The 15,511-nt window shown below is 69.2% G+C and carries 11 protein-coding genes; 6 read left to right on the plus strand and 5 right to left on the minus strand.

What is annotated here, in order from left to right; genetic code table 11:
• Nucleotides 1-317: 317 nt before the first annotated feature.
• Nucleotides 318-839, plus strand: a complete 522-nt coding sequence (locus tag NO998_RS14815) for a DUF7344 domain-containing protein (RefSeq protein WP_267648063.1) — start codon at nt 318-320, stop codon at nt 837-839.
• 191 nt (nt 840-1,030) lie between these two features.
• On the opposite strand, the gene glmM is transcribed toward NO998_RS14815, so the two are convergent.
• Nucleotides 1,031-2,374 (minus strand): phosphoglucosamine mutase, encoded by a 1,344-nt coding sequence (glmM, locus tag NO998_RS14820; RefSeq protein WP_267648064.1) that lies wholly within the window; start codon nt 2,372-2,374, stop codon nt 1,031-1,033.
• Nucleotides 2,375-2,555: 181 nt separating this feature from the next.
• The gene (locus NO998_RS14825) at nt 2,556-3,731 is read right to left on the minus strand and encodes a glycosyltransferase family 2 protein (RefSeq protein WP_267648065.1); all 1,176 of its coding nucleotides are present in this window, start codon (nt 3,729-3,731) and stop codon (nt 2,556-2,558) included.
• Nucleotides 3,732-3,971: 240 nt separating this feature from the next.
• Here NO998_RS14825 and NO998_RS14830 point away from each other — a divergent pair, with 240 nt between their 5' ends.
• On the plus strand, nt 3,972-8,426 hold the full coding sequence (locus NO998_RS14830; protein WP_267648066.1) for a PKD domain-containing protein: 4,455 nt from the start codon (nt 3,972-3,974) through the stop codon (nt 8,424-8,426).
• Between the two features lie 56 nt (nt 8,427-8,482).
• On the opposite strand, the gene NO998_RS14835 is transcribed toward NO998_RS14830, so the two are convergent.
• Nucleotides 8,483-9,829 carry a right-handed parallel beta-helix repeat-containing protein gene (locus tag NO998_RS14835; protein ID WP_267648067.1) on the minus strand — a complete coding sequence of 449 codons (1,347 nt, stop codon included), beginning with the start codon at nt 9,827-9,829 and terminating at the stop codon, nt 8,483-8,485.
• Between the two features lie 492 nt (nt 9,830-10,321).
• Between NO998_RS14835 and NO998_RS14840 the strand changes: the two genes are divergently transcribed.
• From NO998_RS14840 to NO998_RS14855, 4 genes are all read left to right on the plus strand, one after another.
• Entirely contained in the window at nt 10,322-11,341 is a 1,020-nt protein-coding gene (locus NO998_RS14840) for a DUF1616 domain-containing protein (protein ID WP_267648068.1), read from the plus strand.
• 2 nt (nt 11,342-11,343) lie between these two features.
• Nucleotides 11,344-11,913, plus strand: a complete 570-nt coding sequence (locus NO998_RS14845; RefSeq protein ID WP_267648069.1) for a metal-dependent hydrolase — start codon at nt 11,344-11,346, stop codon at nt 11,911-11,913.
• A gap of 73 nt (nt 11,914-11,986) precedes the next feature.
• Complete coding sequence (locus NO998_RS14850; RefSeq protein ID WP_267648070.1) at nt 11,987-13,105, plus strand: Gfo/Idh/MocA family protein; 1,119 nt, start codon at nt 11,987-11,989, stop codon at nt 13,103-13,105.
• A gap of 4 nt (nt 13,106-13,109) precedes the next feature.
• Nucleotides 13,110-13,919, plus strand: a complete 810-nt coding sequence (locus NO998_RS14855; protein ID WP_267648071.1) for a ParB N-terminal domain-containing protein — start codon at nt 13,110-13,112, stop codon at nt 13,917-13,919.
• A gap of 9 nt (nt 13,920-13,928) precedes the next feature.
• Here NO998_RS14855 and NO998_RS14860 read toward each other — a convergent pair whose 3' ends face one another.
• Together NO998_RS14860 and NO998_RS14865 are read right to left on the minus strand one after the other, a co-directional pair.
• Nucleotides 13,929-14,087, minus strand: a complete 159-nt coding sequence (locus NO998_RS14860) for a hypothetical protein (protein WP_267648072.1) — start codon at nt 14,085-14,087, stop codon at nt 13,929-13,931.
• A gap of 418 nt (nt 14,088-14,505) precedes the next feature.
• On the minus strand, nt 14,506-15,480 hold the full coding sequence (locus tag NO998_RS14865; protein ID WP_267648073.1) for an NAD-dependent epimerase/dehydratase family protein: 975 nt from the start codon (nt 15,478-15,480) through the stop codon (nt 14,506-14,508).
• Between the last annotated feature and the right edge of the window lie 31 nt (nt 15,481-15,511).

The raw sequence follows: 15,511 nt of genomic DNA on the forward strand, positions 1-15,511 counted from the left end.
CCCACATATTCGGAGTATGACGGCCATTTCAGCCCGGTATGCGATGGATAACTAACTGTATTGGTCAGTAGGGAATGAAACGTCGGTGACACGCGTTGGGATTCGCACATCGGTACACCCGAGATCCCACGTGTCCGGCAAAGATCCCATGTTGCCCACAAACACTCCCGACGGATTGGAGAATAGCACAAGAATAATGGTAGTAGATACCAATACCCATTTTGATCATGTCTGATAACATGGGAGACACACGGGCGGGCCAGGTCGATACGGGGATCGACTCGGGTCTCACACCGTCAGGTCCTGGGAGCGACGAAATGAATGTCGAAGCGCCGGCGGCGGAGGAGTCCACCGAACCCTCGTTGGACATCATCTTCGAGATGCTGCGGAACCGGCGGCGCCAGCTCGTTCTCGAGTTCCTGCGCGACCGCGAGGAGACGGTCACCATCGGCGAACTGGCCGAGCACATCGCCGCCATCGAGAACGACACTACCGTCCGGCAGCTGAACGCCCAACAGCGCAAGCGGGTGTACATCGGACTCTACCAGTGTCACCTCCCGAAGATGGACGACGTGGACGTGATCGACTTCAACCAGTCCCGAGGACGGATCGAGCCTGGTGAGCACATCGAGCCCCTGTACGAGTACCTGGACGTAGCGAACGGCGAGAACGAGGAGGAAGCGGAGGAGGCGAAGGAGCAACCGTTCGACCGACGGTATGGAGCCGGCTATCTGGCGTTCACGTCGGTGTTTTTCGCGGCACAGCTGTCGGGTGCCCACGTGATCGCGAGCGCCGCTGTGGTGCTGCTCCTAGCCATCACGGTTGCGACGACGTACTAACCCTCCCTACGCTTCCGAACGCAAACGCCCGGTAGCGGACCCGCTCGCTCCCCAGTCGGTCCGCCGCGTCACGGGTCGCCGCCCGGATCCCGCCCTCCAACATCCGTCTGCCCGCGTTTCACCGTCTTTCCTGCCGTAGTCGCCCCGCTGGCGGCGTGATCGCCCCCGATCCCGCCTCACCCCGACCCGCCTCAATCGACCGTCCGCTGCTCCAGCCGGTCGGACTCGATGGCCTCGTGGACGAGTTCCTCGGCCGTCGAGAGCAGCGATGCCATGCGCTCCTCGTCGCGCGCCTCCGCGGTGATCCTGACGAGCGGCTGGGTCCCGCTGGCGCGGACGAGGAACCACCCGTCGTCGAGGTCCACCCGGACGCCGTCGACGGTCGTGACGCGGCCGTCGTCGGGGAGCGCCTCGGCGACCGTCTCGACGACCGAGTCCTTTCGCTCGGTGCGAACGTTGCGGCGCTGGATCGGGACCGCGGGCACGTCGTCGACGAGCGCGTCCAGCGAGCCGTCGGTGGCGACGATGGACGTGAGCTTCGCCGCCGCGAGGGGGCCATCGGGACAGCGAGTGATCTCCGGCCAGATCCACGCCCCGCTGGGCTCGCCGCCGAACACCACGTCCGGCTCGGTCGTCCGCTCGGCGACGTAGCCGTCGCCGACGCGGGTGTAGGTCACGTCGGCGCCGACCGAGGCGAGTTCGTCGGCCACGGTCATGCTGGCGTCGATGGGGGCCGCCACGCGGGAACCGGCGGTCGCCTCGCGGCGGGCGAACAGTGCCAACAGCACGTCGCCGGGAACGAACCGGCCGGACTCGGTGACCGCGAGCATCCGGTCGGCGTCGCCGTCGTGGGCGATCCCGAGGTCGGCGTCGCTGCCGGCGACGGTCTGTCGAAGCATCTTGCAGTTCTCGGCGGTGGGCTCGCTCTGTCGGGCGGGGAACGACCCCTCCGGGGTGCCGTCGAGTGTCGTCACCGTGCAGCCGAGCCGTCGGAGCGCGGTCGCCGTCAGCCGGCCGCTCCCGTGACCCACGTCGAGCACGACGCGGAGCGGCGGGTCGATCTCGACGGCGTCGACGATGGCGTCCACGTGGCGGCCACGCGCGCCGTTGAACCGATGGCGGGTGCCGATCTCGTCCCAGCCGACGGTCGAGTACTCCCCCCGCCGGATCCGGTCCTCGACCGCGGCCAGTTCGGTCCCGACGGTCGCGGAGCCGTCGGCGCTCCAGAGCTTCAGGCCGTTGTCCTCGGGCGGGTTGTGCGAGGCGGTCACGGCGACGCCCATGTCGGCGCCGTACCACTCCACCGCACGCGCGATCGTCGGAGTCGGGAGTTCGCCGAGGTGGCCCACGTCGGCGCCGCACTCGCGGAGCCCCGCCGAGACCACGTCGACGAGGATGCGGCCCGTCGACCGTGGGTCGCGTCCGACGACGACCCGGCCGTTCCCCTCGGAAGCGATCGCTCGACCGACGGAGAGCGCAGTCCCAGCCGTCACGTCGTCGCCGAACCGTCCACGGATACCGCTCGTTCCGAACATGGCCCATACAGGCAAGTGGTGGCTGTTTGTTAGCTGGCGTATATCCGGAGTAGGGACGGTGAACGTCCCAGTCACGGATCAAGAGTGAAACCGGGAGCGGCTGGCCTGGTCGAGGGCGGCGGCGGGCCGGCGCGGTCGGACGGAAGGGTAGCTGCTCAGTCGAGGGCGACTTGCAGTCGGCTCAGTCTGAGGCGGTGTTCGGTCCCGTCGCCCCCTCCTCGTCGGCCGCCGGCCGGTCCGGGAACCGCTCCGGAACGACGTACCCGGGGCCGTGGCCGTCGGCATCCGCCGTCGACGCCGACGACTGCTCGGCGTCAGAGGGGCTCTCGCCGTTGCGGGCGACCGGGAGGTCGGCGGTCGCCTCGGCGCGGTCGTCAGCCGGCGAGATGGCGTCGTCCAGATGCGCGTTGGCGTCCCGGTCCATCGCCATCGCCCACGTGAACGCGAGCAGCGCAACGAGTCCGAACCCCAGTGCGGCCGCGCCTCGGGCGAGGGGCGTCGCGGCCGTTCCCACACCCGGGAGCGCCCAGATTCCGGCACCGACCGCTGCGACCGAGGCGACGACGCCGGCGACGTAAGCGCCGACGAGCGGGTGGAAGTCGAAGACGAGGTAGTTCGTCCGCAGCCGCCAGAGGAAGTTCCGGAACAGCATCAGCGAGACCCGCGGGACGTACGTGCGGTAGCGAATGTGGCTCTCCTCGTCGCCGTAGGTGACGGGTCGGGGGACGTCGACGACCCGGAGGCCGGCGACGTTGAGCTTCACCAGGATGTCGTTGCAGTAGCCGTAGAACTCGTACATCGAGTCGATGTCGGCTGTCTCGAGGGCGTGCAGCGAGATGGCGGTGTAGCCGCTCTGGGGGTCGCCGGCGGTCCAGTAGCCGCTGGCGATCTTCGTGAGCGCGCCCAGGATGGCGTTCCCGACGAACCGGTGGCTCGGCATCGAGCTGTGGCCCGCCCGGGCGAGAAAACGGTTCCCCTTGGTGTAGTCGGCGTCGCCGTCGACGATGGGGTCGAACAGGTCGCCGAGCATCTCCGGCTCCATCTGCCCGTCGCCGCCCATCACCGCGGTGAGCTGGATATCGTCGGCGCGGGCGCGCTGGTAGCCGGTCTTGATCGCGCCGCCGACGCCACGGTTCCGTTCGTGACGGATAGCGACGACACGGTCGCCGTCGTCGTCGCCCCGCCCGGCGGCGCGGTCGACGGCCGTTCTGATCTCCGCCCACGTGCCGTCGTTCGAGCCGTCGTCGACGACGTAGATCCGGTCGACGAACGCCGGTACGGACTCGATCGTGTCAGCAACGAACCCTTCCTCGTTGTACGCCGGGATGACGACCGCCGTAGTGTGTCCTCGGTACATTGTGTGCTCGCCGGGGTGTCGGCGATTCGCCCGGCGGTACGACGACCCAACCGATTGTTACTCGTTGCCTGCCATCTCGTGGTGACGCGGTCCTGCCACCGTATGTCGGTTCCCGGCTGGGCTGCCGGCACCGCGTGACGGCGACGAGGTTGCGGCCGGGGGTCCGCGAAATAGACTTATAACAAAGCCGGCGAGGCCACCAGTCGCGTCCTAATGAGAGACCGTTTCCCGGTCACAGCCGTGCTACTGCTCGTCATCGCGCTCGTCATCGCTCCGATCGCCGGCACGACGGTCGTGACTGGCCAACAAGCCGAAACCGGAGCCTACGCCGTCGCCCAGGGGACGACCTGTACCGTAGTCGACCCTGTCGACGGCGACGAGGACGCCGCGACGTTCTACGACTACCGCAACCCCAACCCCGAGATCACGGGCAACCCTGCAGCGCCGACGTTCAGCTCCTACGGGACCCTCGAGTACCAGGAGACACACGTGAGCACGATGCTGTTCTACCAGAGCCCAGACCGAACGAGCCTCGTCGTCGTCCACGACCGACTGGGCGACGAGGCGGGCGGCAGCACGCTCACGATGGACTTCGCGGGGCTGCCCGCCGACGGGGAGTGGATCGTCGAGGACGACGAGTACCCCGGCCGGGACGACGAGTGGGACATCGGCGAGACGACCACGTCCGTCGACTGGAAGTGGGCCGACAACCGAACCGACGGCGGCGTCTACGGCGGCATCGGCGGCGCCGACACCATCACGATCACGCCGGGGTTCAACGGCAACGCCGACCGCTGGGGGTTCTGGACCTACTCCGGGACTGACGAGTACCGGATGGAGAGCTGGCGCGTGGTCGGTGCCGACGGGTCGGTTCGCCAACTCGACCTCGACCGCCGCGTGTTCATCCACCCCGGCGGCTGCGAGGAGGGTGAGCCGTCCGCGGCGGTGACCGGCCCGTCCGCCCTCGAACCGGGCGAGACGTTCACGCTCGACGCGAGCGGGACCACCGACGACGGGGCCATCGGCGGGTACGAGTGGGACTTCGACGGCGACGGCACGGTCGATCGGGTCACCACCTCGCCCACCACGGCTTACGCCTACGCCGATCGGGGGAACTACACGGTCAGCGTGACGGCGTTCGACACCTACGGCAACGGCGACTCGGCTGAGCTGGCGGTGAACGTGACGCCGCCGGCGACCCCGCCCGAGGCCGCGCTGACGGCGCCCGAGCGGGCGACGACCGGCGAGCCGGTCACCCTCGACGCGAGCAATTCGACCGACGAAGGGCCGATCGATCGCTACGAGTGGGACGTGGATGGCGACGGCACGGTCGACGCCACCACCACCGACTCCACGCTCGAACACACCTACAGCGAGGCCGGGTCAGTCGAGGCGACGGTGACGGTCGTCGATACTGACGGCGAGCGCGACAGCGCCACACGAACGATCGAGGTACGAGCACCCAACCGACCACCGAACGCGAGCCTCGACGCTCCGGCGGCCGTCGACGAGGATACGCCGGTCGTGCTGGACGCCAGCGACTCGACGGACGACCGCGGGATCACGGAGTACCGCTGGGACGTTGACGGCGATGGCGAAGCCGAGAGCACGACGGCGGAGCCCACGTTCGAACACATCTACGAGACGCCCGGGAACGTGACCGCCGCGGTGGTCGCCGTAGACACCGACGGCGAGGAGGCGCGCGCGACCGCCGAGGTCCGAGTCCGGGCGGTTAACGACGTACCGACCGCGGCGCTCGACGGTCCCGACCAGGCGACCGTCGGTGAACCGGTCACCTTCGACGCGAGTAACTCGACCGACGAAGAGGGTATCGACCGCTACGAGTGGGACGTCGACGGCGACGGCACGGTCGACGCCAACACCACCGACCCCACGCTCGAACACACCTACGGGGCCACCGGAACGGACGTTGAAGCGACTGTCACCGTCGTCGACACCGGCGGCCAGCGGGACACAGCCGCCGTCACGCTCGACGTGCTCGCGCCCGACCAGCCGCCGAACGCCAGCCTCGTCGCGCCGGCGAACGCCACCGTCGGGACGCAAGTGACGTTCGACGCGAGCGGGTCGAGCGACGACCGCGGGATCACGGAGTACCGCTGGGACGTGAACGGCGACGGCGAGGCCGAGAGCACGACCGACGCGCCCACGCTTGCGTACACCTACGACGCCCCCGGGACGTACGAGGTGACGGTCACCGTCGTCGACACCGGCGGCCAGATGGCGACGAACACCTCCACCACGGTCGCGAGGCTGCCCGCGACCCCGCCGGATGCCGTGCTGACGGCCCCCGAGCAGGTGACGGTCAATCGGTCTGTTGCCCTCGACGCGAGCAATTCGACCGACGAAGGTCGGATCGTTCGCTACGAGTGGGACTTCGACGGCGACGGCACGGTCGACGCCAACACCACCGGCCCCACGGTCGAACACCGCTACCGGGGCGTCAGTAGCGTCGAAACGTCGGTGACCGTCATCGACGATGATGGCGAGCGCGACACCGCGACACGAGCGGTCGAGGTGTTGCCGCCGAACCAACCGCCGAACGTCAGCCTCAACGCGTCCGCAGTAGTCGACGAGGACACGCCGGTCGTACTGGACGCAAGCGACTCGAGCGACGACCGCGGGATCGCGGAGTACCGCTGGGACGTGGACGGCGACGGCACCGCCGAGGCCAACACGACCGACGCCACGTTCGAACACGTCTACGAGACGCCCGGGAACGTGACCGCCGCGGTGGTCGTCGTGGACAGCAACGGCGAGAGCGCCCGGGCGACGGCCGAGATCGAGGTCCGGCCGGTCGACGACGCCCCGACGGCGGCCGTCGTCGGGCCGGCGGAGGTCCCCCGAAACCGGACGAACACCTTCGACGCCGGCGGCTCGGCCGACGAGGAGGGGATCGACCACTACGAGTGGGACTTCGACGGCGACGGGACGGTCGAGGCCAACACCACCGCGTCCACGGTCGAGCACGCGTTTGCGGCGCTCGGCACGTACGACGTGACGGTCACCGTCGTCGACACTGGCGGTCAGACGGCGACGAACACCACCACCACGACCGTCGTCGAACCACCGACGCCGCCGACGGCCGTCCTGACGGTCCCCGACGGAGCAACGGTCAACGAGACCGTCGTGATGAATGCGAACGGCTCGACCGACGGTGAGCCGAACGACGGCGGCGATGACGGAGAGGGCGGCGAGGATGGTGACGACGGAGAGGACAGTGATGACGGAGACGACGAAGGCGGGGAGGACGCTGACGACGGTGATGACGGAGACGACGAAGGCGGGGAGGACGCTGACGCGGTCGGCATTCAGCGCTACGAGTGGGACTTCGACGGCGACGGGACCATCGACAGGAGGACCGACGGGCCGACAACGGAGTACACGTTCCAGACGGCCGGGCGGAAGACGATCCGGCTGACCGTCGTCGGCGCGGACGGCGAGACGAACACGACGAGTGCGACGCTTGCCGTGGGCGATCCGGACGCCGCGGTTGCTTCGATCGACGTGAACACCGGCGACCCGACCGCCGGGGACTCGGTCACGTTCGGGGCCGGCGAGTCGACGGCCGCAAGCCCGATCGTGGAGTACACGTGGCAGTTCGGCGACGGCGCCACCGCGGGCGTCGGGGGAACGTCGGTCCAGCACAGCTACGACTCGGCCGGCAACTACGACGTGACCCTCCAGATCACGACCGAGGGCGGGGTGACCGCCACGACGACCACGACGGTCACCGTCGGCCAGGCTGGCGGGAACAACGGTGGTGGCGGCAACAACGGTGGTGGCGGCAACACTGGCGGCGGTGGCAACGACGCTGGCGGCGGTGATAACGACGCCGGAGGGAACACTGGCGGCGGTGGCAACGACGCTGGCGGTGGCGGCCAGCAGGGCGGCAACGCCGCGCCGGATCCACAGCCGGACCCCGAGCCGACAGCAACGCCCGAGCCTGAACCAGAGCCCGAACCCGACCCGACGCCGACGCCCGAGCCCGAACCGGAGCCGGAGCCGGAGCCGGATATCGGGCAAGCGAACGTCACGTTCCTCAACGACAGCCTGCTGACCGGGGAGACGCTGGTCGTCGAGGCGACCGTGGTGAACAACGGGAACGCGACCGGCAACAAGACCGTCGAGTTCGAGGTCGAGGGGACCGTCATCGAGAGCCGATCGCTCTCGCTCGTGCCCGGCGAGCGCCGGACGCTGACGTTCAGCCGACAGTTCGACTCGGCCGGCCGGAAAGCCGTCGAGGTCGATCAGGGACGGACACGGATCATCGTCGTCGAACCGCGCGTGCCGAACATCAGCGTCTCCTCGCTCCGGGTCGAGGAGGGCGCGGTCGGCGCCGGCGAGCGCTTCACCGTCACGGCGACGGTCAGGAACAACGGGACCGCCAACGGCAACCGGACAGTGACCCTGCACCTGTTCGGCGAGGAGTTGGAGACGCGAACGGTCTCGGTCCCAGCGGGCGAGGAACGTGAGGTCTCGTTCTCCCGCTCGGTGATGGCCGCGGGGAACTACGACGCGACGGTCGGCAACCAGTCGGTCACGGTCGAGGTCCTCGCCGACACGGACACCGACGGGGCCACGGCGACGACGACGACCGAGATCCCGGGCTTCGGCGCGGTGCTGGCGACCGTCGCGCTGGCGGTCGCGCTACTCGTGCGCCGTCGACGGGTGTGAGAAGGGTGATGGATCGGGAGTTGGGGGGGGGGGAGGACCGCCCAACGTGAGTTAGCTCAACAGCCGTTGTTCCGGACGACCGTTCCTCGGGTTCCGGTACGCGAGATGAGGTTGTTGTCGCCGCTCCCGCAGACGGTGTTGTTGACGACGCGCACCCCGACGGTGCCACGGAGGTCGACACCGTCATCGTCGTTGCGAACGACCTCGTTGTCCTCGATCACGCCGTCGACGATTCCCCGGAAGAACACGCCGTCGTTCCGGTTGTCGAGGAACCGGTTCCCCCGGACGACGACGCCGGTACTGTTCTGAGCGTCGAGCCCGTCGTCGCCGTTTTCGGCCGCGAGGTTCGCGGTCACCGTCGCGTCGTCGCCGACGACGTAGAAGCCGTCGTCGGCGTTGGCGCGGGCCGTGTTGTTGTCGATGAGACCCCAGGCCGAGCCGGCGAGGGAGATGCCGTCGTCGCGGTTCGCGACCGCGGTGTTGTTGACGATGCTGACCTGTTTCGTGCCGCCGACACGGATGCCGTCCCGACTCCGAACCACGCGGTTCTGCCTGACGGTCACGTCGGAGGCGTCCTGAACGAGGATCCCGTTCCCGTCGCCGTCGGCGACGGTGTTACCGACGATCTCCGTCGGCCCGATGGGCTCGGGCGGCGAGAGGATCACCGCGATGAACAGCGGCGCGTTCCCGCGGTAGTCGTCCCGCCAGTCGCCGCCCTCCCCGGCGAGGTGGATGCTGGTACCGTTGACCGAGCGCAGTTCGTTCCCGCTGATGGCTACGCCGGCCGAGTCGGTCACCTCGATCCCGCCACGGGTGGCGTTGATCCGGTTGTCGGAAACCTGCACACCGTCGCCGGCAGCGACGTCGACCGCGAAGCCGCCGGTGGCCTCGATCTCGTTCCCGACGATGTGGCCGTCGTCGGCCCGGAGGTGGATACCGGTGCCCGCGAGGTCGTGGATGTGCGTGTCGGTGACGACGAGGTTCGTGCTCCCGCCGAAGGCGGCGACGCCGAGCGCGCCGTTCGTGATCGTGCTGTTCCGGACCGTCACGTTCTCCGCGCCTCCGGTAGCGGAGACGGCGGTCGACCAGCCAGTCAACGTCACGTTCGTGACAGTGAGGCCGGTGACGCCGTCGGTGGCGACACCGATGCCGCTCTCGTTGCCGACGATGGCGTAGCCGTTGCCGTCGATGGTCACGCCGTCGGCCCGGACCGTGAGGCAGTCGCCGGCCGAGGGCGCGGTGACGTTGCCCCGGAGTTCGTACGTTCCCGGTTCGTCGATCGGGCCACACTCCGTCAGGGCGGTCGATGAGTCAGCCGCCTGCAGGGCCGCGGGCGCGCCGGCGACGACGCCCGGGATCCCTGCGGTCACGACGAGCGCGGCGGCGAAGGCAGCGAGTACCATCCGTCCGGTTCGATCAGTCAACACCTGTTGCATAGTCGTCGCAACCCATGCGAGACGTACGTAATGTAAGCAACACCTTTCTTCCCCCGAGAGCCCGTCGCTGTGGGGATTTCGCGCCATCCGAGGATCGACGGTTTGCAGTCGAAATCAGACACTACGCAGGCGTCAAAGAGCGCCTTCCCGGGGCGAGCGCAGTGAAGCAGTGCCTAACAAAGTAGCGAAGCGAGGAGGTGGCGACCATGCGAGACAGGGAGCTGAACCCGGAATCAGCCGCAGTCGAGCGAGGGGGCGACGACCGGCGATGGACCGGACGGCGGGGCGTCAACAACGACCTACTCCGGCAGGACCGTCACGACACGGGCGAACGAACGCGGTGCGGAACATCGAGCAGCCGAGGAACGTGATCCGAACTCGTTTCGGTGCCGTCACTGGCCCGGCACCCCACGGACAGACGACGAGGAGCCCAGGGGAATCGAAATCGCGGGGTGAGCGATGAGCACGGTGCGTTCGACCCGGGAACGGTCGAGTTCACTCACGGACGTGACGGACCTGCTCGTCGTCGCCGGCTACACGGGAGTCGCAGTCGCGCTGCTGGCCGGCGGCGTCGTCGAGGGGCCTACCCGCGTGTTGCTCGCGGGGGCACTCCTGGGGTTCTGTCCCGGCTACGCGGTCGTCTCGGCGCTGTACCCGGTCAGGGCCGCACAGCGGCGGAACCAGCCCCAGCCGGGATGGGCCGAACGGGGTGCCATCGCCGTGGGTACGTCGCTGGTGTTGCTCGTGCTCGGGGTGCTCCCGTTCTCGGTGCTCGGGTTCGGAACCGGAGCCGTACTCGGGGTGGTGCTGACGGTCACGCTGGCGGGGATCGCCGTCGCCGCGGTGCGTCGCCTCCGAGTGCCCGCCGACGAACGGATCAGGCTCCCGGTTCGGCGCCTGTACCGGGACGCCCGCGAGGCGACCGTCGACGCCCCGTCGGTCGACGCGGCGTTGAACGTCGCGCTCGCCGTCGTCGTGGTCGTCGGCGTGGTCACGCTCGCGGTCGGACTCGCGGCCCCGGACCGCGGGGTGCACTACTCGGAGGTCGCGCTGGCGGACGGCGCCGACGGCGAGTGGACCGATACCGACACGTTCCAACAGGGGGCGGCGGCGTCGCTCCCGCTGTTCGTCGAAAACGACGACGACGAGGACCACAACTACACGGCGGTCGTCGTGCTCGAACGGTTGGGCGACGCGCGGAACAACGGGACTGCCGGCCCGGCCGTGTTGGAGCGGGCGGCGCTCTCGCGGGCGACAGTGACGGTTCCGGCGGGCGAGGGGACGACCAGACGGATCGAGTTCACCCCGCCGCTGCGTGGCTCGGAGCTACGCCTGAGCGTCTACGTCTACGTCGAGTCGGAACCGGAAACGCCCGGGGCGGAGAGCGCGGACTACCACCTCTACCGCTGGGTCGACGTGAACGAGGGGGCCGGCTCGCTCGCGGGGAGTGAGACGGTCGGAGCGGCCGCGGGGAACTGACCGTGTGGCCGTGGGACCACGTCGCCGCGGGCTACCTGCTGCTCTCGGCCCTCCACCGACTGGGGTGGCGACGGCCGCCGTCGCGCCGGGCCGCCGTCGTCGTCGCCGGCGCGGCGGTGCTACCGGACCTGATCGACAAGCCGCTCTCGTGGTGGCTGGCCGTACTGCCCTCGGGGCGCTCGCTGGGCCACTCGCTGCTGGTCGCGCTCCCCTTGGTGGCGGTCGTGGCGGCCGTGGGGCTCTCGACCGAGCGGCGGTCGGTCGCACTCGCGTTCGGGGCTGGCTATCTCAGTCACCTCGCCGGCGACGTCGCCTACCCGCTGCTCGTCAAGGGCGAACTCCGCGTCGGGTTCCTCCTGTGGCCGCTGGTGCCGGCCGACTCGAGCGGCGCCGGCGGCGGCCTGCCGTACCTGACCGACCTGGTCGACGACTTCATCGGCTTCCTCTCGACACCGGCCGGCGCGCTCTACGCCGCCGCCGACCTGACGCTGCTCGGGCTCGCACTCCTCGCCTGGGTGGTGGACGGCCGAACGGCGAAACCACACGCGGGCAGTACGGTCGAGGACGGCTGAACCGGTCGCGCTAACGGGGGTCGGCGCGGGTACCGGCCCCATAACAAACCCCCGCGGTGGCGACGAGCCGGTGATGACGCTCCGAACAGCGGTCGTCGGCGGCGGTACCGTCTCCGGCGTCCACCTCAACGGCCTGCGACAGAACCCGCGAACCGAACTCGTCGCCATCTGTGACACCGACGAGACGGTCGCCCGCGAAATCGCCGACACGTACGACATCACCCCCTTCTTCGACGTGGAGGCGATGCTCTCGGAGATCGACCTCGACTGGCTCCACATCTGTACGCCGGTCCAGACCCACCTCCCGATCGCCAAGCTGGCCATCGACGCCGGCGTGCCGATCCAGATCGAGAAGCCGATCACCGAGACCTACGCCGAGTTCGAGGAGCTGGCGGCCTACGCCGCCGACGCCGGCGTCACCGTCTCGGAGAAACACAACCACAACTTCGACCCGGCGGTCCGGGCAGCGATGGCCCGGCGCCGCCGCGGCGACCTCGGCGAGGTTCGCGGCGTCGACGTTATTTACACCGGCTCCAGCCGCCCGGACGACCCCAACCGCGGCCCGTGGAACTTCGAACTCGCCGGCGGGGAGTTCGAGGAGGGGATCCCTCACCCGGTGTATCTGACCCTGCGAGCCGGGGGGTACCCCCGCAGCGAGGAAGCCGTGAACGCCACAACCGCGCTGTTCGACGACTACGACAAACCGTTCGACTACGACGGCGCCCAGATCCAGTACGTCACCGACGACGAGGTGCTCTGTACGACGAAGATCCTCGGCGGCACCCGCCCGGTCCGGCAGATCCTGATCCACGGCGAGAAGTGCTCGCTCACCGTCGACCTGCTCTCCCAGACCGTGATCGAACACGACCGGGACTACAAGCGCTCGGCGGCGACGCGGGCGCTGAACAACATCGACGAGGCGGGCGACCGACTCGCAGGGACGGTGGCGAACGCCCGCGCGGTGGCCCGGCGTGCCCTGGCCGACGATGACGATTGGGACACCCAGCGGATGCTCAACGCCCACTTCTACCAGAACGACGCCGAGTCGAAGGCGCTGCTGGCCGACGACCCCGACGCGATGCCGGTCCCGCTGTCTGAGTCCCGGTGGACGAGCTACCTGATGGAGGCCGTCCGCGAGGCGGCCGCCAACCCGCCGGGACACCCGATGGAACAGCCGATAGACGCCGAGTGAGGCGATGTCCGGAACGAACGTCGGCGAGACGCTCGACGACCTCTTCCGGGGGGTGGGCCGGCGACTACTCGCCGAACGGCCCGGCCTCGAACCGTATCTCCGCCGCGCCCGCGACGGCTACGCTCGGGCCTACGTCGGCCTCAGAGGGTTGCGCAACCGCGCCTGTTACGCCGCACCGGCGGACCCCTACCGCCTGATCCGGATCGACCCGTCGAACGTCGAACGGGTCGTATGGCTGCGGGAGTCGAAGTTCCGCGAGGCCGGGCTGGTCGTCGGCGGCGACTGGGACCGGCCGACGACGCGGTTCACCGACCTCGACGTGTTCCAGGCGTACGAGCGCCACTTCGAGGACGGCGTGCCGTGGGAGGAAACGGCGTTTTTCGACCGCGTCGTCGACGAGATCAACGACGGCGCCGCGCCGTGGGGTTGTGAGAGCGAGGCCGCGTTCCGCGAGCGGTGTGACCGGCTCGACGACCTCTACGAGCGCATCGCGGAAGTCGGCTACCGGACACAGGCGGAACTGGCCGCCAGCGGCGAGGAGGACCCGATAAAACGCCAGGACAGTCTCCGCACCGAGCGGCTGAAAGACGAGATCGCGGTCCACGTCGGCCGGGACGGGGAACTCCTGTTCGCGGACGGCCGCAACCGGCTCTCGATGGTGAAGCTGCTGGGTCTGGAGTCGGTCCCGGTTCGGGTGTTGCGCCGACACACCGACTGGCAGGGCGTGCGTGACGCGTACTGCCTGGGCGAGCCGACGGTCGAGCGGTTCGCCGGCCACCCCGACCTGGCGGACCTGACGTTCGGGGGCCGGTGACGACGTAGCTCAGCTGAACTCGGAGGTGATGAGTTCGGTGATCGTCACGGCGTATCGTGCGCCACAGTCACACCGTACCGTAGCCACGGACGACGAGACCTCGTGTGTTTCCCCACAGCGGCAGGTGATGGTCGAGGACGTGGACTCCTCGCCCTCACGGCAATCCATGGTGGTCTGTCGCTTGGTGGGGTTGTAAAGTTATTGTTGAGAAACACAACGGAGGTGGCTGGTACGAACCCCCGGCCTCGGTGGGCGGCCGATCGAGGCCGGGATGGCACTCCCTCACGCCACACCCGACCGGCGGCGAAGTGTGAATGGCCGAGTGACCGACAAGCGTTACCCGTGTGGGGATCGTTGCCCCGGTACGGAAAGCGAGCGCGGCGTTCGGTCAGCCCGTCGTCGGCAGGAGGGGGGGTTCGTCGGTCAGGGCTACTACATGACTCATAACGAATACGTCGAATGCGAAGAGTGCTCGTTCGTCCTTCTCGCGTCGCCGGGCACCGAGCCGACGCCGGAGCGACAGGACCAGTGTCCCGACTGTGGGGGGACGGAGTTCAGGTTCCCGGGGAGCTGACCCGGGCGGGGCTCAGTGGTGAACGGGGTTGGCCACCAGCAGGTCTTCGAGCCCCGCCTCCAGCGAGACGGCTGCCTCGAAGCCGAGCCGTTCGCGGGACCGGGTGGGGTCGGCACGACTGTTGCGGATCTCGCCGGGCCGGGGTTCGGTGTGTTCGATCGGCACGTCGGTGCCGGTCAGCTCCCGCACCATCGCCGCGAGGTCCTCGATCCGGATGCTGTCGCCGGTCCCGATGTTGAACGCCTCGCCGACGGCGTCGGTCGTCGCCGCCGCGAGGTTCGCCCGGACCACGTCCTCGACGTGGACGAAGTCCCGCCGCTGTTTGCCGTCGCCGTCGACGACCAGCGGCTGCCCGGCGCGTGCCTTGTCGCGGAACGCGTTGATCACCCCGGCGTCCTGCCCCGGCCCGTAGACGTTGAAGTAGCGCAGCGCGACGGTTTCGAGGTCGTAGCGGTCGTGATAGAGCCGGACGTAGTGATCGGCCGCGAGCTTGTCGACGCCGTAGGGGGAGGTCGGGTCAGTCGGTTCGTCCTCGGCGATCGGGACCGTCTCGGGGGCGCCGTAGATGGCGACGCTGGAGGCGAAGACGACGCGGGCGTCGTTTCGCCGGGCGGCTTCGAGCACGGCGAGGGTGCCGTCGACGTTGCGCTCGTGGCTCTCGATCGGGCGTTCGAGCGACTCGGGGACGCTGACCAGCCCGGCCTGGTGGAAGATCGTGTCGACGCCGTCGGCGGCCGGAACCAGCGCGCCGGTCTCGCGCACGTCGCCGTGGACGAACGTGGCTTGCTCGGGGACGCGCTCGCGGCGGCCGTCCGAGAGGTCGTCGATCACCCGGAGGTCACACGCGTCGGCGAGCGCGCTGGCGAGGTGGCTCCCGACGAAGCCCGCCCCGCCGGTGACGAGGACGGTCTCGCCGCGGAGCTGTTCGGGTACCTGCACCGAGCCTGCAGCGGGGGGGCGGTCGTCCGTGGGTCGGTCGCGTGCCATACCCCGGCCTCTCCACTCTCGGGGTTTGTTA

The sequence above is a fragment of the Halolamina litorea genome (assembly GCF_026616205.1).
Taxonomy (GTDB): Archaea; Halobacteriota; Halobacteria; order Halobacteriales; family Haloferacaceae; genus Halolamina; species Halolamina litorea.